This is a genomic window from Deinococcus ficus (assembly GCF_003444775.1).
Taxonomy (GTDB): domain Bacteria; phylum Deinococcota; class Deinococci; order Deinococcales; family Deinococcaceae; genus Deinococcus; species Deinococcus ficus.
Genome location: NZ_CP021082.1, coordinates 577389 through 598565, shown reverse-complemented (window position 1 = coordinate 598565; position 21177 = coordinate 577389). Strand labels below are relative to the sequence as shown.

Annotated in this window: 18 protein-coding genes; 15 read left to right on the top strand and 3 right to left on the bottom strand. The window is 67.7% G+C overall.

What is annotated here, in order from left to right:
* Window position 1: 1 nt before the first annotated feature.
* Window positions 2-742: an SRPBCC family protein gene (locus DFI_RS16355; RefSeq protein WP_027464129.1), complete on the top strand. Its 741-nt coding sequence runs from the start codon at window positions 2-4 to the stop codon at window positions 740-742.
* A complete protein-coding gene (locus DFI_RS16350) occupies window positions 739-1971 on the top strand; it encodes a zinc-dependent alcohol dehydrogenase (protein ID WP_027464128.1) in 1233 nt (410 codons plus the stop codon). The genes DFI_RS16355 and DFI_RS16350 overlap by 4 nt, the downstream gene beginning before the upstream one ends.
* A 72-nt stretch (window positions 1972-2043) precedes the next feature.
* Here the strand turns inward: DFI_RS16350 and DFI_RS16345 are convergent, their stop codons facing one another.
* Together DFI_RS16345 and DFI_RS16340 are read right to left on the bottom strand one after the other, a co-directional pair.
* Window positions 2044-3042 (bottom strand): transposase family protein, encoded by a 999-nt coding sequence (locus DFI_RS16345; RefSeq protein WP_118375969.1) that lies wholly within the window; start codon window positions 3040-3042, stop codon window positions 2044-2046.
* Window positions 3043-3153: 111 nt separating this feature from the next.
* On the bottom strand, window positions 3154-3432 hold the full coding sequence (locus DFI_RS16340; protein WP_027463837.1) for a hypothetical protein: 279 nt from the start codon (window positions 3430-3432) through the stop codon (window positions 3154-3156).
* A 531-nt stretch (window positions 3433-3963) separates the two neighbouring features.
* On the opposite strand from DFI_RS16340, the gene DFI_RS16335 reads away from it, so the two are divergent.
* The 10 genes from DFI_RS16335 (at window position 3964) to DFI_RS16295 (ending at window position 15295) form a co-directional block, all read left to right on the top strand.
* A complete protein-coding gene (locus DFI_RS16335) occupies window positions 3964-4653 on the top strand; it encodes a winged helix-turn-helix domain-containing protein (RefSeq protein ID WP_162145435.1) in 690 nt (229 codons plus the stop codon).
* Between the two features lie 57 nt (window positions 4654-4710).
* Complete coding sequence (locus tag DFI_RS20325) at window positions 4711-4947, top strand: hypothetical protein (protein ID WP_155864584.1); 237 nt, start codon at window positions 4711-4713, stop codon at window positions 4945-4947.
* 26 nt (window positions 4948-4973) lie between these two features.
* Window positions 4974-6470: a GT4 family glycosyltransferase PelF gene (gene pelF / locus DFI_RS16330; protein WP_043779158.1), complete on the top strand. Its 1497-nt coding sequence runs from the start codon at window positions 4974-4976 to the stop codon at window positions 6468-6470.
* A 1-nt stretch (window position 6471) separates the two neighbouring features.
* Window positions 6472-7866, top strand: a complete 1395-nt coding sequence (locus DFI_RS16325) for a hypothetical protein (RefSeq protein ID WP_043779160.1) — start codon at window positions 6472-6474, stop codon at window positions 7864-7866.
* A 62-nt stretch (window positions 7867-7928) separates the two neighbouring features.
* Window positions 7929-8921: an SDR family NAD(P)-dependent oxidoreductase gene (locus DFI_RS16320; protein WP_043779164.1), complete on the top strand. Its 993-nt coding sequence runs from the start codon at window positions 7929-7931 to the stop codon at window positions 8919-8921.
* Window positions 8922-8957: 36 nt separating this feature from the next.
* The gene (locus DFI_RS16315; protein WP_051308151.1) at window positions 8958-9719 is read left to right on the top strand and encodes a nucleotidyltransferase family protein; all 762 of its coding nucleotides are present in this window, start codon (window positions 8958-8960) and stop codon (window positions 9717-9719) included.
* Window positions 9707-10633, top strand: coding sequence for an NAD-dependent epimerase/dehydratase family protein (locus DFI_RS16310; RefSeq protein ID WP_051308153.1), 927 nt, complete (start codon window positions 9707-9709; stop codon window positions 10631-10633). The genes DFI_RS16315 and DFI_RS16310 overlap by 13 nt, the downstream gene beginning before the upstream one ends.
* A 24-nt stretch (window positions 10634-10657) precedes the next feature.
* Window positions 10658-12778, top strand: a complete 2121-nt coding sequence (locus DFI_RS16305) for an Agd3-related carbohydrate-binding protein (protein WP_155864585.1) — start codon at window positions 10658-10660, stop codon at window positions 12776-12778.
* A 79-nt stretch (window positions 12779-12857) separates the two neighbouring features.
* Entirely contained in the window at window positions 12858-13622 is a 765-nt protein-coding gene (locus tag DFI_RS16300) for an endo alpha-1,4 polygalactosaminidase (protein WP_081425955.1), read from the top strand.
* Between the two features lie 302 nt (window positions 13623-13924).
* Window positions 13925-15295: an endo alpha-1,4 polygalactosaminidase gene (locus DFI_RS16295; protein ID WP_081425956.1), complete on the top strand. Its 1371-nt coding sequence runs from the start codon at window positions 13925-13927 to the stop codon at window positions 15293-15295.
* 58 nt (window positions 15296-15353) lie between these two features.
* On the opposite strand, the gene DFI_RS16290 is transcribed toward DFI_RS16295, so the two are convergent.
* Window positions 15354-16670 carry an AfsR/SARP family transcriptional regulator gene (locus DFI_RS16290; protein WP_051308157.1) on the bottom strand — a complete coding sequence of 439 codons (1317 nt, stop codon included), beginning with the start codon at window positions 16668-16670 and terminating at the stop codon, window positions 15354-15356.
* A 725-nt stretch (window positions 16671-17395) separates the two neighbouring features.
* Between DFI_RS16290 and DFI_RS16285 the strand changes: the two genes are divergently transcribed.
* From DFI_RS16285 to DFI_RS16275, 3 genes are all read left to right on the top strand, one after another.
* A complete protein-coding gene (locus DFI_RS16285; protein WP_155864586.1) occupies window positions 17396-17587 on the top strand; it encodes a hypothetical protein in 192 nt (63 codons plus the stop codon).
* Window positions 17588-17941 carry a phosphotransferase gene (locus DFI_RS16280; protein WP_118376004.1) on the top strand — a complete coding sequence of 118 codons (354 nt, stop codon included), beginning with the start codon at window positions 17588-17590 and terminating at the stop codon, window positions 17939-17941.
* Between the two features lie 311 nt (window positions 17942-18252).
* Entirely contained in the window at window positions 18253-20928 is a 2676-nt protein-coding gene (locus DFI_RS16275) for an ATP-binding protein (protein ID WP_027463843.1), read from the top strand.
* The last annotated feature ends 249 nt before the right edge of the window (window positions 20929-21177 follow it).

The window sequence follows — 21177 nt, the reverse complement described above, 5'->3', positions numbered from 1 at the left end:
GATGGCCGACCAGCCGCTGAGTCCGCAGAATGCCAGCCCGGTGGAACGCGCCGTGACCGGCGGGTTGGGCACGGGCCTGATTCTGGTCAGCCTTCACCGGCCCAGCCCAGCAGGCGTGGTCTTCGCCACCACAGGCGCGCTGCTGCTCGCGGGCGCATCCATGGGCCGCAGTGTTGGCGCGCGCCTGGTCGGGGTGCGGCGGACGCCCGACGACCGCGTCGCCGTGGAGAAGGCCGTCACCGTCGGCCGGTCCCCGGAGGACCTGTACGCCTTCTGGCGGAACTTCGAGAACCTGCCGCAGTTCATGACTCACCTCGAGTCGGTGTCGGTGCAGGCCGGTGGGACCCGGTCCCACTGGGTGGCGAAAGCGCCCGTGGGCACCCAGGTGCAGTGGGACGCGGAGATCACCGAGGACGAGCCGGGGCGACGCATTGCGTGGCGCTCCCTGGAAGGCGCGCTCGTGCCCAACGAGGGGCACGTGGATTTCCGGCCGGCGCCCACCGGACGCGGCACGGAGGTGCACGTGTCGCTGACGTACCGCCCGCCCGGCGGATCGATGGGAGCGTCGGTGGCGCGCCTGCTCGGTGAGGATCCCGCCGTGCAGGTCGCCGAGGACCTGCGGCGGCTCAAGCGGCTGCTGGAGGTGGGCGAGGAACCCACCACCGAGGGACAGACCAGTGGGCGCAAGGGCGCCATGAAGCGGGCGGAGGCGAAGATGTACGACAACCGGAGAACGTCGTGAAGGCCGTCGTCTGGGAAGGCGTCAACCGGGTCAAGGTCGAGCGCGTGCCCGATCCCGAGATTCTGCAACCCACCGACGCGATCGTGCGGGTGACCGCCACGGCGATCTGCGGCTCGGACCTGCACCTCCTGGATGGGTACGTGCCCAGCATGGTGCACGGCGACATCCTCGGCCACGAGTTCATGGGAGAGGTCGTGGACGTCGGCTCGGCCGTCACGAAGATCAAGGTGGGTGACCGCGTGATCGTGCCGTTCCCGATCAGCTGCGGGAAATGCTGGTATTGCCAGCGCGGGCAGACGTCGCTGTGCGACAACTCCAACCCGAACGCCAAACTGGCCGAAACCATGTGGGGGTACGCGCCTGCCGGGATCTACGGGTACTCGCACATCACCGGCGGGTACGCGGGTGGCCAGGCGCAGTTCGCGCGCACGGTGTACGCGGACGACAACCTCTACCGGGTCCCGGACGGCCTGTCGGACGATCAGGTGCTGTTCCTCACGGACGTTTTGCCCACCGGGTACATGGCGGCCGAGAACTGCAACATCGAACAGGGGGACGTCGTGGCCGTGTTCGGCTGTGGACCAGTCGGTCAGTTCGCCATCCGCAGCGCGTTCCTGCTCGGGGCCGGGCGTGTGATTGCCATCGACCGGTTCCCGGAACGCCTGGCTCTGGCGCGCGGCGCGGGAGCAGAGACCATCAACTACGAGGAGGAGGAGGTCTTCGATCGGCTCAAGGCCATGACCGGCGGGCGGGGTCCGGACAGCGTGATGGACGCGGTCGGCATGGAGGCGCACGGTACCGGGGTGGGCGGCGTGGCCGACGCGGTCAAGCAGACGACCCGGGTGCTCGAGTCCGAGCGGCCGCACGCGCTGCGCTCAGCGATCATGGCGTGCCGCAAGGGTGGCACGGTGAGCGTCCCCGGCGTGTACGGGGGCCTGGGGGACAAGATTCCGCTGGGGGCGTTCATGAACAAGGGCCTGACCCTCCGCACCGGGCAGACCCACGTTCACCGCTACCTGGACGTCCTGACCCGCCACATCGAACGCGGCGAGATCGACCCCACGGTAATCATCACGCACCGCCTGAGCCTGGATGAGGCGCCGCACGCCTACAAGATCTTCAAGCACAAGCACGAGCACTGCATCAAGTGCGTGCTGGATCCCTGGGCCGATCCCAAGGACCACGATCCGGTCAGGACGGGCGACATTCAGCCGAACTCCGCGGACTGAAGACCGATTGCGCAGTTGGGATGCGAGTTGATCGGGGGAGGCGCTGCCTCCCCCGATCTGTGGTCTGGTGATTCAGGCGAACTGTGGTGCGCGGCTCATGGTGCGGAGATTGACCAGGCCGGCCACACAGCCCCAGAACAGGCCGTGTCGCCGGGTGTCGTTTCGGTAGAACTCCCGGCAAACGTGGAACTTCTTCAGCTTACACACGACGTTCTCCACCGTGATCCGCACCTTGGACATCTGATGGTTGAGCTCCCGCTCCTCCGGACTCAGCGTGCCGCCTTTGGGGCGCATCCGGGGAACGATCACCTCGTGGTCGGGGCACAGCTTGTCCAGGCCCGTGTACCCCCGGTCGCCCCACACGCGACTCCCCCGGGGGAGTCGGGGCAACAGTCGCGATTGTTTCAGGACCTTCATGTCATGGGTGCGCCCGCCGGCGGGCGCACTGAGGTGCACGACGAGTCCATCCGGGGTCACCGCCACCTGCGTTTTCAGCGTATGGGTGCCCTTCTTGACGCTGAAATACTTCTTCTGGTCCTTGGGCCGCCCGACGGCCTTCTTTCCGGGACTGCTGCCTTTCTTCTGCTTGGGTTGTCCTCGGGGCTGCTCCGTGCCGTCGATGATGATGTCGGCGATCTCCGGGAAGGCTTCGAGGACGTCTTCGAGCGTGCGCAGCCGACGACGCGGGGCGTCGTCGGGCGTGACCTTGCGGCTGTCCAGCGTCCGGGCGCGGAGGGGAGCAGGCAGCGCCTGCTCCAGGATCGGCAGGAGCGCATGAACGTTCCGACAGACGTTGGCGGCATCCATCTCGAACAGCACGCCCAACAGATGCATCGGGAGATAGTGTCGCAAGTAGATCAGCGTCAGCAGCAGACGGTGGGGAACATCGAGTTTGAACTGCCGGCCGGCCCCGATACGGCGTTGCCGTCCCTCCCGCAGGAGGGACGTCCGGTGCGCCCGAATCCACAGGGGCTCGAGCTGTTCAGCGAGGAGGGTGAATTCGCTGGGGTTCAGGCCACACAGCGACTCGAAGGACCGGGGACGCTGGGCCAGGCGCGGCACCTGAAGCATGCCGTCACTCTGCCCAATTCACCTCAACTGCGCAACGGGTCTTGAGTGCCGCCCAAACGGGTCATCTTCAGGGCCGACCACCCATCAGGTTCACTGGCAGCACACCTTCCCTTACGACTCTGCCCGGTCCCCCATTCCGGCTGGAAGGGGCGTGACCGGGTACAGGGCGTGGAACAGGCGTGAGAACGCGGGGATGTCATCCCCAGTGACCACGAAAGCGCGGAAGTCGCGGCCGTGAGTGGCGTGCAGCACTTCCGCGCACACGTGGGGGAGGGACAGCAGCGCCCGCGTCCGCGCGACCGGGTCCGCCACCGCGGCCTCGGCGGTCAGGGCCTGAAGTTCCGCAAGCAGGGCGGCGAGGTCAGAGGTGGTCCAGGCGGGCTCGGTCATGGGCGCCGCCCAGTGTGCACCGAAGTATCCGGAATGTCTCCCCCTCCCCCAGCGGGGGTCCATCCCCAGACTGCCTGTGTGACCGGTCTCTTGGATGGAAAAGGAATACAGGAATGTTTCACCTGCTTCCTTCAAAAATTGTGCCAAAAGTGAGAATTATTTGTGAACACCCAACTCAGCCTTATTGTATAGGATGAGAAAAATGGGAAAGGTCTTGAACCGACCCGTTGTCTGACCGATCCGATCGCTTCCGATAAGGAAACGCGAAGGCGGTGACAGCCCGCAAATTCCGAAATCAGTCGTTTTCATGCGCCTTCAATCGCTCTGAAGGCGGAGAGACACGCCTGAGGACTCCCGTGAACGTCGCTTGGTCATTCCCATGACCACTCTTCACCTTTGTTACTGCCTCAGTCAGCTCCGTCTCATACTGACTCCAGAGTCATTGGAACCACATCTTCATCTCATCCCGCTGCTCCGTTGCCTGTGACTTGAAGACATGCGCGCTCACGACGCATGGCAAAGGAGGCCGAGATGACACCCCAGGTTCTCTTGCATGGCCACTTCAGCCCCGAGCTCCGCTGCGTCGCCACAGTGCTCGGCCACCTGCCCGTCCACCTCGTCGTGTTCGACAATCTGCAGACACCACCCGACCCGGCAGCCCTGGTCATCTACGCGTACCGGCCCGGCCTTGAGCACAGCCAAATCGTGCAGGCTCTGACAGCTGCCTACCCGGCGACTCCCCTGGTCGCCATCGGCCCCGATTACTCCGAGGCCATTCACCGGGACCTGAGCCGGTACCCGCACGTGACGTATCTGTCCCTGAACACCCCCACGGCGGAGAAACTGAACCGCTTCCGTACCTGGCTCGGGTTGACCGGTCCACACCCGCTGCATGTCGGCCCGCTGACCCTGAACCCAGACACCGGCACTGTCCGCTGCCACGAGCGCCCCCTGCCCCTCACCGCCACAGAATTTGAACTGCTCAGCGTGCTCATGGAACACCCTGGACAGCGGTTCACGGTGTCTGCCCTCGAACCGATGCTTTCCTGCAAGGGCGTGGCTGTTCACGTCTACCAGGTGCGGCGCAAACTCGCCGTCCTCAACATGGACGGTCTGCTCAGAGGCGACGCTTCACGCGGTTACACCATCGACGCGAGAACCTCGGTCCGCCGCACCCCGAATCCCAGCACCGCGCTGCGAAGACACCTGCTGCGCCTGTAACGACGACCCGGGCCCCGGGCCTCCCTGGTGCGTTCAAGGCGCCAGGGGCGTCCGTTCGTGCTTCTGATCTGGCCCGTCCGTCCCACCCTTTCCAAGGAGGTTCCGTTTATGTCCGCACCGGCTTCACCCCTTCGGACCCAGGCCGCCTGCATTCCAGATCGTGAACCAGATCCGGCGGCAAACATCACGGCTCTGCTGGACAGCATCGCTCGCCTGGAAAAACGACTGGCGGCACTGGAGGAACTCACCCGGCCGCGCCGTCACCCTTCCCGCGATCTCCACATCGACTACTGAACAGCCCAGCAGGGAAGGCGGTCCCGATGACCATCACAGCAGCGCTGATCACCGAAGGCACGTACCCGCTTGAGAGCGGCGGCGTGAGCGTCTGGTGCGATCAGCTCATTCGCGGCCTGAACGACATCAACTATCACGTCATGGCCCTGGGCACCGCCGAGACGCCCCCTGCCTCACTGACCTTGCCGGGCAACGTACGGCAGTTGAGTCTGGTTTCACTCTGGACGGCCCCCCGTCCTGGCCGGCTTCGGCCCGCCCAGCGGCGGACCTTCGACGCTCTGTACGCACAGCTGGTTGAGAGTCTGGTCACCCGGTCCCCTGTGCAGGACGCCAACCAATATTTCACCCACGCCCTCGTGGAACTCGCCCACCTCGCACAACATCTGCCTCTGGACGCCGCACTCGCTGACCCGGCGAATGTCGCGCTGATCCTGGACCTCTGGCACGCCCATGCCCGGCGAACCGGTGAGGAGCCGCAGCCCGGCGATCTGCCGCGCCCCACTCTACGCGACGCGCTGCACGCAAGCCTGTGGCTGATGAACCTCCTGCGCCCCCTGGCGCACCCCCTTCCCGGCTGTCAGCTCACGCACGCCGTCAGCAACGGACTGTCCGTCCTGCCCGCCATCGCTACCAAGGCCCTGTACGGCACACCATTCATCCTGACGGAGCACGGCATCTACCTCCGAGAACGGTATCTCGCACCGCCCAGTCCATACCTTTCGGGCGCCACCCGGGCGTTCCTGCTGCGCTTCTACGACCATCTGACCCGCGCCGCGTACGACCAGGCGGATGTCATCTCCCCCGCCTCGAACTTCAACGTGCGCTGGCAGCTGCGCCTGGGCGCCGACCCCACCCGGATTCAGCCCATTCGCAACGGCATTGAACCCAGCGCCTTTCCTGCTGGCGACACCGATCCGAAAGAACCCACTGTGGCCTGGGTGGGCAGAATCGATCCGCTCAAGGACCTGAGCACCCTGATTCACGCGCACGCCCTGACGCAGCGCCGAGTCCCGGGTGCCCGACTGCGGCTGTACGGACCGGTCCCCCGTGGAAACGAAGCCTACGCTCAGGCCTGCCGGACCCTGGTCCAAGACCTCGGCCTGGAGGATCACGCCACATTCGAGGGAAGGGTGCCGTCGGTGGTGGACGCCTACCACTCCGGGCATGTGGTCGCCCTGTCGAGCATTTCCGAGGGCTTTCCCTACACCGTGCTCGAAGGCATGGCGACGGGCCGGCCGGTGGTGGCCACGGATGTCGGCGGCGTCAGCGAAGCCGTCGGCGACACGGGCATCGTGGTGCCTGCCCGCGACCCTGAAGCGTTCGCTGACGCGTGCAACGAGCTGCTCCGCGATACCCGCCTGCGCCGCCGCCTGGGCCGTCAGGCCCGTGACCGGGTGCTCTCACTGTTTACTGTCAGCCAGTGCACGGAGGCGTACCGGGGGGTGTACACCCGCATCACCCGGCGCGCCGCCCTTGCGCCGGTACGATCACTTCCGCTCGCCGGGCCAGCAGGAGGCAGTTGACATGGGCGCCCCGAGCTCCCGGCCTGCCCTGATCAGTGCGCGGCCCACCTGCACGGATGTCCAGGCCCATCTCCCAGTGACGCAACCCGCGCTGCACCCGGACGAACTGGCCGCCCGGCTGGAAGCCGAGGGCCTCACGGACGTCCTCGCCCGTCAGCAGTATGGCGAGCCCAGCGTCTTCGCTTACGCCGATCAGCTGTTCCGCGCCCAGGCCGCTCTGGCCACCACGGCGAGGCACGTCGAGGGCGCAACCGCCCCGCCAGTGGCCTGGACCGGCCTCCTGCGCGGCGTCGTGTACGCCCTGCCGGGCGCCGCCATGGCCCTCACCGTGTCGCTGCTCGCGACCTTGCCGGCCGGCGCTCCGCGCGGCCTGTCCCACGCACTGACCGCCGCCGTGATGCTCGCCTGGGGATGGAGCCAGGGTTTCGCGGTGACCGGCTACCGCCTCAGCGGCGCGGCGCAGCGGCGCTTCGTGCAGCGGGCGACCCTGGGTGTCGTGCCATTCGGCGCCCTGGCCGGAGCGGCGCTCAGCGCCCTCCAGTCGGGATCGACCCTGGCCGACGTGCTGAGCTGCGCCCTCATCACCGCGTTCACCGCAGCGGTTCTCTGCGCGAGCAGCGCCCTGCTCATCCTGCGCCTGGTGCCGTTGGCGGTCCTGGCCTACCTGCCGGCGTGCGCCGGCCTGCTCGCGCAGGCCGCAGGTCACCCGTTCCAGCCGGGTCTGGCCCTGGGCGCGGTCCTGAGCGCGGCGGCCCTGCCCGGGGCCGCGCTGTTCCTGCACCGCCCCGGACCTGCCGGACCGGTGCTGCCGGCCCCGGGATGGCCAGCGGTGAGCGGGAACGCCCTGTCCGCCTGGGCGTGCGCCGGGTTCGTGGCGCTCACCTGGGGCGTAGCTCCTGGCGTCCCCGGCTGGGCGCAGGGGGCGCTGCCTCTGCTGTTGCCGGTGATCCTGAGCCTGGGGATCATGGAAGTCCTGGCGGAATTCACCTTCCGCGCCCTGCGCCGCCACGCCGCGCAGCATCACTCCCTGACCGCCGTGCGCCGCCGGGCCTGGCGCACCGCCCTGCGCTCCCTGATCGTCTACGCGGCCGCCCTGCTCACCCTGCTGCTCGTGAGTGTTGGCCTGAGCCGCCCGGATACCCTGCAACAGCCACAGGCCCTGCTGCTGTTGATCCTTCCGGCCCTGCTGTACGGCTCGGCCCTGATGTTCGGCACGCTGAGCGCCACCGCCGGCGCGCCCTGGTGGGCGCTGGCCGCGTGGGTGCTGGGCATCGCGGCGCTCCTCAGTCCACTCGTGACCCTGCCGTACGGCGCGGTCCTGGCTGCCGCGCTGCCCGTGCTCGTGATGGCCGCCGGCGTCCACCGCGCCCTGCTGCACCCGCACACCTACCTCTGACCGGCGCCTACGCGCCCGCTGGCACACCGGACCCCAGGCCACTCTCACCGCAGGAGGACAGCATGCAGCCCACCGTTTCCGTGACCGGCGCCGAAGGCTTCATCGGCTCTCACCTCGTCGAGGCCCTTGTGCGCGACGGCCAGACCGTGCGCGCCATGGTGCAGTACAACTCCTTCAACTCGTGGGGGTGGCTGGAGACCCTCACGCCGGACATCATGGGACAGGTCGAGGTGTGCCCCGGAGACGTCCGCGACCCCGGTTCAGTCCGGTCGCTGATGGACGGCACGCAGGCGGTGTACCACCTCGCCGCGTTGATCGCCATCCCCTACTCGTACCAGGCACCTCGGTCGTACATCGAAACGAACGTCAACGGCACGCTGAACGTCCTGGAGGCGGCCCGGCAGCTTGGGACGCCACGGGTGATCCACACGTCCACCAGCGAGGTGTACGGCACCGCTCAGACCGTGCCGATCCAGGAAAGTCACCCGCTGCACCCGCAGTCGCCCTACGCGGCGTCCAAGGCCGCCGCCGATCACCTCGCGCAGAGTTACCACTTGAGTTTCGGCCTGCCGGTCGTGACGCTGCGGCCCTTCAACACCTACGGCCCGCGGCAGTCGGCGCGCGCCGTGATCTCGAACATCATCGCGCAGCTCACCGCAGCCCGTGCGGCCGTGCAACTCGGGGACCTGACGCCCACCCGCGACTTCACGTTCGTGGAGGACACCGCTCAGGCATTCCTGGCCGTCGGCAAGGCCGGTCCCGAGGTGCTGGGCTGCACGCTGAACGCCGGGAATGGTCGGGAGATCAGCATCGGGCAGCTGGTGGAAGTCATTGCCGAGGTGATGAACCGGCCCGTGCAGGTGCGCCGTGAACCGGCCCGCCTGCGCCCCCCCGGGTCCGAGGTACGGCGCCTGGTGTGTGACAGCAGTGAACTGCGCCGCGCGACTGCCTGGCGGCCGAATCACTCCCTGCGCGAGGGTCTGGGCCGCACCGTGGACTGGTTCCATCGCCCGCAGAACCTCGCGCGCTACAAGACCGGTCTGTACAACGTCTGACGCCCGGCCCCCGCCCCACCAGTTCTGGAGGTTCCCATGCACGCAGTGATTCTCGCCGGAGGCAAAGGCACCAGGCTGCACCCCTACACCACCTGCGTCCCCAAACCGCTGGTGCCGATCGGCAGCCGCTACTCGATCCTGGAGATCCTCCTCACGCAGCTGCAGTACCGGGGGGTGGAAACAGTCACGCTGGCGATCGGGCACATGGGCGGCCTGGTGCGGGCGTTCATCGGCGACGGCAGCCGCTTCGGGCTGCACGTCGAGTACGTCAGCGAGGACCACCCGCTGGGCACCGTGGGTCCACTGCTGCCGGTCCTGGACTCCCTGCCGGAGCATTTCCTGATGATGAACGGTGACGTCCTGACCGACATCGATTTCGCGGACCTCTACCAGGTGCACGGGCGCAGCGGCGCGCCGCTGACGGTCGCCACGTACGCCCGGCAGATCAGCAGTGAGTTTGGCGTTCTGGACGTCGAGCAGGGTCACATCATGGCCTTCCGGGAGAAACCCGTGCTGAACTTCAACGTCAGCATGGGCGTCTACGCCCTGAGCCGCGAGACGCTGCGCCGCTACGAACCCGGCTACCCGCTGGGGATGGACGTCCTGATCTACGACCTGCTCGCCCAGAACAACCGCCCCGCCACCTACCCGTTCAGCGGGTACTGGCTGGATATCGGCCGGCCTGAGGATTACGACCGGGCCAACGCGGAGTTCTCCGAGCTCGAAAGCCGGCTGCTGCCGCGCCCGCAGCAGGTGGCCCTGACCCTTCTCCCGGAGGGTGCGGCATGCGCGTCCTGATTCTCGGCGCGGCCGGGTTTCTGGGCCGGCATGTGAACGCACTGCTGCGCGACCAGCCGGACCTGCAGGTCCGCACGGCACCCAGGCAGCGTGACCTGGATCTGGGACGCGCCTCACCGGCCGAGTGGACCGGGCTGCTGGACGCCACGCGCCCGGACGTCATCGTGAACTGCGCCGGCTGCACCGACGGCACCCTGGAGGACCTGCACTGCGCCAACACGGCCCTGGTCGGGGGTCTCGTGCAGGCTGTCCTGGGCCTGCGCGCCCCACCCCGGATCATTCACCTGGGATCGGCGGCCGAATACGGCCCGGGCCCACTACGCCCCCACGAGGACGCACCCACCCGGCCGGCCAGTCTGTACGGGGCATCCAAACTGCGCGGCACGCAGGTTCTGCTCTCCGCGCCAACCCGGCTGGCCCGCGTCGTGCTGCGGCCGTTCAATCCGGTCGGGGCGGGTCAGGCCGCGAACACCGTCGCCGGCCGCGCGGCGCGGCAGTTCCGGGAGGCGGTGTCCACAGGCGGGCCGACCGTGACATTCGGGAACCTGAGTGCCGAACGGGACTTCATTGCGGCGAGCGACGTGGCCCGCGCCGTGCTGACCGTCCTGCGCCGCGCCGACGCTCCGGCAGTGCTGAATGTCGGCCGCGGCGAGGGTCGACCGGTACGGGAAATCGTGCAGACCCTCGCCCGCCTGAGCGGATTCACCGGTGAGGTGCGCGAGGACGCGGCCGGATCCGGGCGGTCCGCGAGTGTGTCCCGCCAGTGGGCCGACACCGGCCGCCTGCGCACCCTGGGCTGGTTGCCCGCGACTTCCCTTGATGAGGCCTTGGGCGAGCTGTGGCGCGCCACGCGCTGCGGGCTGCTGGAGCCGTCAGTTCGTCCGGACGTGCACCGCCCGCCCCCTGCCGCCTGAATTCCCCCCCTGGAGGAGACTGCCATGAAAACGCGATTTTCCCTGCCCCTGCTTCTGCTCACGGCCGCCCTTCTGGGTGGATGTGGCGCCCCCCCTGCCGCTCCAGTGGAGGCCGCGCCAGAAGCCGGCGACGCCCCGAATGGTCAACTCGCCGCCCGGCCGGACACGCACCTGCAGCTGACAGCGCCGGCTCTGCCTGCCCGTCCGGCGCTGCAGCCCCTGCCGGATTACCGCGGGCCCCGCATTCCGGACGCCTCCCTGCGGTCCATGGCGATCACCACCAACCCAAACCTGGTCAAGCTGCGCATGCTCATCCTCACAGCTGGAATGAAGGACTACAGCCTGGGGACTGCGCGCGACATGCTGGAACACGCCGGCATTCCCTTCGATGTCGTGGACGCCACGGTGACAGCTCTGACTGAGGAAACCCTGATTGACCCGGCAAACGGCGCTGGCCGGTACCAGGGTGTGATCCTGACCAGTAACGCGCTGCTGTATCAGGGGCCGGCCGGCTTGGCCAGCGCTCTGGAACCCAATGAATGGTCGCTGCTGTGGCAGTACGAGAAGACCTACCGGGTGCGGCAGGTCGCGCTGTACACCTACCCCAGCTACTGGCCCGAGGATTACGGACTGCGCAGTGACGGCACCGCGTCCGACAGCGCAGACGTGACCCCGGCCGGTGGGCAGACTGTCACGGCTGGCCTGAGGAGCGGCGCGGTGATCCCGGTGCGCGACGCCTGGAACTACCCCGCCAGCGTGGCCCCGCAGAGCGAATGGGCCGGACTGAGCAGCGTTCAGCCGGTGCTGGTGAGCGCCGGCAACCCCGCCCGGGTGTTTGCCGCGACGTCCGTCGGCACGGACGGCCGCGAGAAGATGGCGCTCACCATGTCCCACAACGAATTTTTCCTGCATAGCCAGCTGCTGGAAGACCCGGTGGTGCAGTGGGTCACGCGCGGCCTGTACCTGGGCAACTACCAGCGGTACAACCAGCTGGACGTCGACGACTGGTTCCTCCCAAACGACCATTACGACGCCGCGACCGGCGATATTCGGCCTGACGCCTTCCGCATGTCCGCGCGGGATGCCCTGGCCGTGCGGGACCAGCAGACTGCGCTTCAGAGCACGTACGACGTGGCCCGCGCCTTCCGCTTCGCCATGGTCTTCAACGGGGGAGGCGCGAACATCAATGCGCCCGTCAGCTGCGACCCCGCGGCGCCCAGCGTTGATCCGTTGACCAGCGTGAGCCGGTGCCTGGCAGGCACGTTCGACTGGGTGAACCACACCCGCGATCACCTCTACATGGATTTCATCTCCTACAGCGGCGCTTACCAGCAGATAGCCAACAACAGGAACATCGGCTCGAAACTGGGTCTGGTCATGAGCAAACGCGGCCTGGTGACCGGGGACATGTCCGGACTGGGGTACTACAACCCGGCCGGGGACGGCGACAAGACCAATTACGGGCTGGAAGCGTCGAACACGGCGTTCCTGCGCGCAGCCGTGGACGCCAACGTCGCCTACGTGGCCTCGAACCACTCGGTGGACGGCCAGTGGGATCCCGGCTGCTCCGCCTGCGGGGTGCGCCACCCGCTGAACAGAGCCATCCTGCTCGTTCCGCGCTGGCCGACGAACATCTTCTACTACGCCACCACCCCGGAGGAGATCACCGCGTCGTACAATCGCGTGTACGGACCGGGCGGCACCCGCGCGTACTGGGATCACGCCCTGAGCTACCAGGAGATCCTGGACAAGGAAAGCGACCTGGCAGTCAGTCACATGCTCTCGGGCGCCCCTTTCCCGCATTACATGCACACCGCCAACCTGCGCGAACACACCCCGGGCCGCAGCGTCGCCTCGGACTGGATGAACGCCGTCCTCACCAAGTACAGCCAGTACAGCAGCCTGACCCTGAACACGCTCACCTGGGACCAGCTGGGCACCTTCGTGCAGCGCCGCACGTCGTACGCCAAGAGCAGCACCAGCGCCGTGTGGAACCGCGCTGCCCGGACGCTGACGATCACCTCCCAGAACGGCGGGACGGTGTACCTGACCGGCCTGAACGGCAACGGCACCAAGTACGTCAGCCGCAACATCCGAACCTGGGATTTCAGTCCGAATCAGTCCCTGACCGTGCAGACGCCCTGACCGCTGGTCCTGCCCCGCGCGGCGCACCTGACCGTGCCGGGGCAGTCCGGGATCCTCGCCACCCTCGCCTGGAGACCGCATGCTGCTCACCTCATCCACCAATCTGCCCGCCTTCGCGTCTCGCCTGTCCCGGGGCCGCACCCGGCAATTACGCCGTCCGAAAAAACCCTTCGCGGTGTACTACGGCGATCAGCAGCTGAACAAACTGCGGGCGTATCAGACGGTGGTGCTGCAACCCCAGCATTACACCGGACAGGAGCTGCGCTGGCTGCGCGATCAGGGCGTCCGTACCCTGGCGTACCTGAGCCTGGGGGAGGATCCACACGCCCTGCCGGGCGCGTGGGCCCGGCAGGAACGGAATCCCGCCTGGGGCACCTGGTACGTGAAAGTCGGCCATGCCGCCTGGCGGGCCCAGGTGTTCGAGTCGGCCGCGGCGTACATGCAGCACTTCGACGGGCTGTTCCTGGACACCGTGGACAACACGCGCCTGTTCCCTGCCGACCGGTCACCGCTGCTGAAGATCCTGCGGACCCTGAGGCTGAGCTACCCGGACGCTTACCTGCTGGTCAACCGGGGCTTTGACCTGCTGCCCGAGATGGCCCGGCACGTCAACGGCATCCTGATCGAATCGTTCACGACGTCCTGGCTGGACGGGTACCGGAAACTCTACCCTTCGGAACTGGCCTACACCCGGGATCTGCTGGTCACCGCCCGGTCCTACGGATTGGACACCTACGCGCTCGATTACGCGCGCACGCCGGCGCAGCGCCGCGCTGCGCAGGTGCGGGCGCGGGCGCTGGGGGTCAGCACGTTCGTCAGTTCGCGGGAACTCGCGGTCCTCTAGAGCCCTCCTGCGCACACACGGTATTCACCAGGCGTCAGCATGAGGGCCATGAGCACCGTCTGACCATGCCCTCACCAACAACCGGCCGCTGAGCCGAGGCGGGCCACACCCACGGCCGCTCCCGGGAAATGAGCATGAATTCATGCGCTGGGCCGGAACATTGAGCGTCGACGGCGGGCCGTCCGGGTGTGGAGAATTCAATATCGTTCACCCCTTAAGCCGACTTAAGTTCTGACCCGATGCCGAGTCAGCTTCCTGCCGCCCCGACTGCCCCGCGTGCCCGCGCGAAAGGTCCCGCCCTCATGTCCCTGCTGTGCGTCCTGATTCTGTCCGCCTGCGGGCAGTCCACGCCGAACCCGGTGACTCCGGATCCGCTGGCCTCCGCTCCCCGGCCCAGGCCGGGCGTCCAGGCGGAAGCTGAAACCGCCGAACTGACTTTCGACGCCGAGGGGGCCACCGCCCTGGCCACGGCCGACCCGAGCGGCACCAACGGCGCCACCATCATCAGCGACGCCGCCGCGAGTGGCGGGCAGGCCGTGCGCCTGTCCAGCACCGGCAGCACCGTGCGCTTCACGGTGCCCAGCACGGTCAGCGGCAGCACCGTCGTGCGCGTGCAGGCCCGCGCCGTGCCGTACAACGGCAACCCAATCGTGAAACTCGCGCGCGGCACCACCCTGCTGGCCAAGCAGGAGCTCAGCTCCACCACGTACGCCCCGTTGACCTTCGGGACCTTCACCGTGCAGCCCGGGCAGACCCTGAAGGTCACCCTGACCAACGGCCTGAGCAGCGGCTCCCGGCGCGCGATCGTGGATTTCCTGATCCTCGACGCTGCCGGCACTGCGCCCGCGCCTGAGCCGGCCCCCAGTCCTACGCCGACACCGACGCCCAGTCCCACGCCTGCGCCGACGCCCGGCAGCATCAAGCTGCCCCCCACCGGGAACGTGCCCTGGGACTGGCAGATTGGTGCCAACAGCGACAAGGACATCGTGGTGCCCGCCGGCGTGAAACTCATGGACGTGGACGGCTTCAACACCAGCGCGGCGAAGGTCGCGGAGCTGAAGGCCGCCGGTCAGTACGCGGTGTGCTACATCAACGTCGGCAGCTACGAACCCTGGCGACCGGACTCCAGCCAGTACCCGGCTTACCTGAAAATCCAGACCGACCCGGACTGGCCGGACGAGGCGTTCCTGGACATCAACGACGTCTGGAAGGAAGGCAGCGTGCTGGCCAAGATCCTCAAGGCCCGCTTTCAGATGTGTAAGGACAAGGGGTTTGACGCGCTGGAACCTGACAACCTTCAGAATGACGAGAACGTCAGCGGCGGCCTGATCACCCGCCAGCAGCAGCTCGATTTCAACGGCTGGGTGGCGGATCAGGCCCACGCGGTGGGGCTGGCTGTCCTGATGAAGAACGGACCGGACAAGATCCTGCTCAAAGACAAGTTCGGCCGCATGATGGTGGACCTGTTCGACGGCATCCTCAACGAGGAATGCCAGCAGTACAGCGAATGTGCCCCGCTGGGTGAATTCACCAAACGCGGCAAGCTTGCCCTGAACGTCGAGTACAAAGCGGCACTCACGCTCAACTGCACCATCGCGGCCAACAACATGCGCAAGGACCTGAATCTCGTCGGGTACACCATGACTGGCTACAAGCGCCAGCCCTGCCCCTGACCGGCACGCAGAGGCCGCGCTGACGCCCCAGCGGGGGAAGCAGACTTGGCGACCCGGATCAATCTGAAGTGGGCGGCCCCCTGACGGCCGCCCACTTTGGCTGGGCGAGCACCTGGTTCAGGACCGCGGTCGCCTGAGCGGTCAGCTCCGCGTTCAGCGGGTCAGGCTCGAGGCCATCCGGAATCCCCAGGCAGAGAATGGCGCGTTCCCTGACTTCCCCGCAGTTCAGCGGCACGGCCTTCACCCGCCACCCCTCCAGCGTCACCACCGCCCCTTCCGGGCGATGGGATGAGCCGGGCAGGGCCGCCGCTTCCAGGGCCACAGCCAAGGCCGCCTGGGCGCCCGCTGGCCAGGCGGCGACGTCCGGCATGCGCCCAAGCGGCAGACTGAGCGGACCTCTGAGCAGCGCAGTGGCCACAATTCCAGCTGATCCCTGCAAGAAGGCGCGTGCCTGGGCCTCCAGCGCCACCCAGTGGCGGGCGGCGCTCAGCTTCGTGGCGAAAGCGTGCAGCACCTGACCGCGGCGCAGTTCGGCTGCCCAGGCATGCAGGTCCGGCGGCGCCGCCGGACCCAGGTGCCGGCGTGGAGGTCCATACAGGGCCAGCCGGGGACAAGCCAAGACCGATTGAATCTGTCTGGCGCCGCGCACCTCACCACGTTTGATGTCCTCGGCGAGGGTTACGGTCTCGTTCGAAAGCGTATCGCCCACTTCCCGCTGAACGAACAGGGCGTAGTTGCGGAAGTGGGTCAGGGCGTCCTCCCCCCGCCCGAGGGCGTATAGGCAGGTCAGAAGGGACTGGTGGTGCTCTTCCCCCGTCAAGGGATCACTGGCCAGCGCAGCCCCCAGGCTGCGGACCGCCGAGTGACATTCCAGCGCGGAGCAGTGCAGCGCGGCAAGCTCCAGCCGCAACTGAACGTACTCGCTGCGCAGCTCGTCTCGGCGCTCCTCGGCCCAGGCCTGACTTTGCGTCAGCAGGTAGTCGCCGCCGTACCGCATCACGGCGCGGTACCCGTACCGCAGCTTGCTTTCACGGGTCCTCGCGCGGCGCATCAGGCCGAGCTCGTCACGAAAGTGCGTTTCATCTGACGCTGCCGGGTAGCGTGGATGGAGGGTGTAGATGTGGTCGACTTCAACCACGGCCGCCTGATCCGCGAGGGCATGCCGCAGGCGGTGCAGGGTCACTTTGAAATTCGCCCGGCTGGCCGGGGTGAGCGGCGCGTCCCACAAAGCTTCGACGATTGCCGCACGAGAGAGTCCGGATGGATGCCCCAGCAACAGGAAAAACAGATTCTTCGCGGCTGTGGACGGCCAAAGCACCGCGTGGCCATCCTGAACCACGCTCTGGTCACCCAGGGTTGTCACGGTGAGTGCCATATGAGGTACCGTCAGTGTACGACCGTGCTGGACGACGCCGGCACCCTACCAGCGGGTTCCTGTCACAATTTCTGTCGCTCATCAAAGCGGGAGGCGGTTGATCTGTGACGGCGGGGTCCGCCGGGGAGCACGAATGCCGGCGTCTACCAGATGCCTGGGCAGGCCACGGAGCTGGATCTCCACGGACGTGAGGTGCAGACGGTTCCAGCCGGCACTGGCCGGGATCAACCCTTCGTCCGCGAGGCGTAGCAGGATTGTTTTGAGGCAGGCGGAACGAGGCGACGCGCCATCCGAAGGGGTCACGGGTCATCCTGGGCGTATCCAGACAGACACACCGCAGGAGCCGGTTAACACCGTCCAGCGTACACTCATCCCGTTGACCTCGGTTTCCTGGCCTCAGGCAAGCTCCGCTGAGCCCCGGTCGCCTGCCGCGTCTGTAGGAAGTCCAGCAATCCAGACCGCCTGCTGAGGTGTTTTATTACCGACGTGGCTCCTCCCGAGGCGCTCCAGGCCGTCCTGACGGCCGGCGCGGCTTTCACCCCTGCTGGCGCACGCCGGTTCCCGTTCCCATCCCTCGAGTGTGCCGGCATGCCACGGTGAATGGCCTGAGCGCAATCGCCTATCCGGCCCTGCCTGGAGAGCCGCTGCGACCGGAGCAGCCGCGGTGGCTGGAGGGCCGCGTGCGGGCGCGCGTCGCCGACCAGCTGACGCAGGTGAGTTCAGTGATGCAACGCTTTCCGGCACAGGAGGCGCAGGCGGCAGGTGTTCCTGTGTGCCGCTTCCCGTTTGCCTTCGAGGAGGATCACCTGCGCCTGGGGGACGAGCAGGCACTGTACGCCGAGGACCGGCGGCGCGTCCAAGCCCACGCCGCCGGAGGGCGCCTGCCGGGCGACCTGAGTGGGGAGCTGACCCGGTGACTGGACCGCCCCCTGGCCGTTTGGCCGGACGCGGATCTCGTTCTCCTGCACGGTGAGCTGAGCGCGGATCACCTGCTGTCCGATGGCCAGACGATGGATGGCATCATCGACCTGAACGGGGTGCACCTGGGACGACCCGCCGTTGAACTGCACTACCTCTACGACAGTTACGGTGAGGCCTTCGTGCGGCGGTTGCTTCGGCAGCTGCCTCACCTGGACCTGCACGCCACCGTGGAGGAAGTCCGCTTCATGCACACCTGGCACCACGTCGTCCGGTTGCTGTGGGCGCTGGATCATGACCACGCACCCAGGCAGGAGCGCTGGCGGTATGACCTGTCGCGGTCGCCCGGCTGATGGGCAGGGAAGCGGCGGAGAGAAATGCCCGCCAGCGTTGTTCCGCGGGTCCGGGATGGGGCCGGCGAGCAGCGCGCATGCCAAGGCATGACGCACGCTGCCAACAGGGTTGTTGAAGGGTGCAGTTCACCGGCGTCACGGCCCCGAAGTGCCTCACCCTCGATGCTGTCCAGGCGGCCCTGATCCGCGGGCGGCGCCTTTGCCTTTCAGGCTGTGACCCCGGCCATAAGGAAAAGTCAACATGACGGCGGCTTTGGGTCAGCCCACTCCCCTATGCTGTGCCGGATGCTCCGCTTCACTTGGCTCCCTGCATGACCGCCGCTCCAGACGTGCACTTGTCCCCGAAGCAGCTTCAGGCCGTCATTGACGCCAGCGGCGACTGCATCAAGGTGCTTGACCTGGATGCGCGGCTTCTCGCCATGAACCGCGGTGGGCAGCAGGTGATGGAGGTTACCGATTTCCAGCAGTGCCAGCACCTCCTCTGGACCTCCGTCTGGGACGCCGAGGACCGCGTGCGGGTCGAGGCGGCCCTGAACGCTGCCCGCGCGGGTGAGACGACCACGTTCGAGGCGCCCGCAAGGACGTTCGCCGGGACGCCAAAGTGGTGGAAGGTCTCGGTCTCTCCGCTGCGGAACGACGAGGGGCAGTTGACGCACCTGCTGGCCATTTCAAGCGACATCACGGCCCGCAAAGCCGCCGAGGATGCCGCTCAGGGAGAGTTGCGCCGGCACGCCAGCACCCTGGAGCAGCGCGTGCATCAACAGACGAGGGCGCTTGAAGCCTTCGCGGAGTTCACCACCACGGCTGCCAACTCAACCGATCTGCGCGTGCTGGGAGAAGCCGCCACCCAGATTCTTCACAATGCCGTGGATGGCGCCTTCAGCGGCTTTTACCTGATGCAGGGCGACGCGGCCGTCCCCCTGGCATTTTCCGCCAACACCCCCGCCGCGATCATCGCTGCCCATGAGGCCAGCGTACCCGTGACGACCCCCGTGGTGGCCGAGGCGTTCCGCTCGGGGCGGACCACCGTCACGATAGGGGATGACGGCCGTGCTCTGTCAGCGGGTCACGGCGGCGCCCTCAGCGTCACGCCGTACATGACGGCCGGACGGCCCTTCGCGTTCCTGACTGCCGGGGTGCCCCGGCACGTCTGGACGGAGCCCGAACAGGCTATCGTCGCGTCGGTCGGGCAGGGTCTGGGCCTGGCGCTTCAGCGGGTGCGGCACGCCGAGGAACTCGAGGAGCGGTCCATCGCCTTGGACGCCTTCGTCAACTTCACGGAGGCGGTCGGCGTCGAGACGAACCTGCACCGCCTCGCGCAGCAGGCGATGGACGTGGTTCAGGCCAACATCGACGACGTCAGCGTGGGGTACTACGAGCGGGATGTGGCGGCCGGGGTATGGCGGGGTGTGGTCTGGTCAGCCGAGCTCAGTCCGGAGATTGTGGAGCAGGTGCAGGCCGGGGTGCCGCTGGACGCTCCGGACTTCGCTGAAGCGGTACGAACCGGTCAGCCCGTGTTCGTGGAGGGCTGGGACGCCGAGAACAACTCGCTGTCCGAAGCATCGGCCTACGGGGCGGCGGGCTTCGTGCCCATCCTCATAGGCGGGGAGGCCCAGGCGATCTTCGCCGTGGGGAAGCGAGTGACCCAGCGCTGGTCCGCCCGGGACCAGGCGATCGTGCGGGCCGTCGTGCGGGGACTGGCCCTGGCGGTGGAGCGTGCGGTTCAGGCCCAGCAGCTCACGCAGCAGCGTGACGACCTGAACCGCCGCGCGCACGAGCTGGAAACCCTGATGCAGCTGACAGACAACCTGACCGACTCCCCGGACATCCCGGCCCTGATCCGGCGCACCCAGGGGCTGGTGCTCGGCCTGCTGCCGCCGGGCTTCGCGGCGTACTACGAGCCGCAGGGGGGACGGTGGCGGCTGCGCGCCCAGACCGGCCCGGCCTCCTCCGAGGCGTTGCAGACCCACATGAATGCCGGCTTCCCGCTGGGGCAGACGGCCAGCTTCGATCAGGTGGCGCGGTCGGGTCAGGCGGCCTTCGTGGAGGTCTACGACCAGGGCACCGATGTGGACCCGGACGTGGCCCGGGGTGTGGCGGCGCACGCCACGCTGCCCCTGATGGTCGGGGGCCGCATGCGGGGACTGTTCAACGTGCCGCTGTTCGAGTCACGGCGGTGGACGGCGGCCGATCAGGCCGTGCTGGTCACCGCCGTGCAGCACCTGGGGGTGGCGATCGAACGCATCGAGCGCACCGCCCAGCTGGCCCAGTCAAATGCCGAGCTTCAGGAAGCCAACCAGGAGCTGGAAGCCTTCACGTACAGCGTTTCGCACGACCTGCGCTCCCCGGTGCGGCACGTGGAGGGGTTTGCCACCCTGGCACGCCGGGAACTGGGCCAGGGGAATCCGGACAAGGCCGGGCGCCACCTGACCGTGGTGGCAGAAGCGGCGGAACGGATGAACACCCTGCTGGACGGGATGCTGACCCTCTCCAGGGCTGGCCGGGCCGTCCTGAATCTTCAGGCGGTGCCGGTGCAGCGCCTGATCGATCAGGCGCAGAAAGACGTGACCCTGCTCTTCCCGGACCGGTCCGTGAACTGGATCGTCGAGGCCATGCCGACCATTCAGGGTGACGCGGCCACGCTCCAGCAGGTGGTGTCGCATCTGCTGGAAAACGCCGTGAAGTACAGCGACGGCAGAGGTGAGGTGCAGGTGCACGTCTGGGTGGAGGAGCGGCCGCAGGAATGGGCCCTGTTCGTGCGGGACACTGGCGTGGGCTTCGATCCGCAGTACGCGGGGAAGCTGTTCAGCGCGTTTCAGCGCCTGCACACCCAGAAGGAGTTCGCGGGCGCGGGCATCGGGCTGGCGACCGTGAAGCGCATTGTCACGCGGCACGGCGGGCGCGTCTGGGCGCACGGCAGCGTGGGCGGGGGCGCGACCTTTGGCTTCACGATTCCGAAGCTGGTGAGGCTCCAACAGGGCGCCTGACGCCCAAAGAGGCGACGCGCCGTCTCAGGCGTCAAGCTTTTCACGGCCAGACGCGGCCGGCCCGCATTCGTTTGAAACCCCGTGCCCGGTCCCTTTGGCCCGCGTCATCACCCGTGACCATCCACGGAAGTGAAGCTGGCCGGTGTATGGCGCTGCACGATTTGAGCCGTGTGTCCGCAGTCCTGAGGGTCGCAGGACCCCGGGCCCACCTGGCGTGGCCGCCTTGTGCCCGGTCCTCAGCGCACGGCG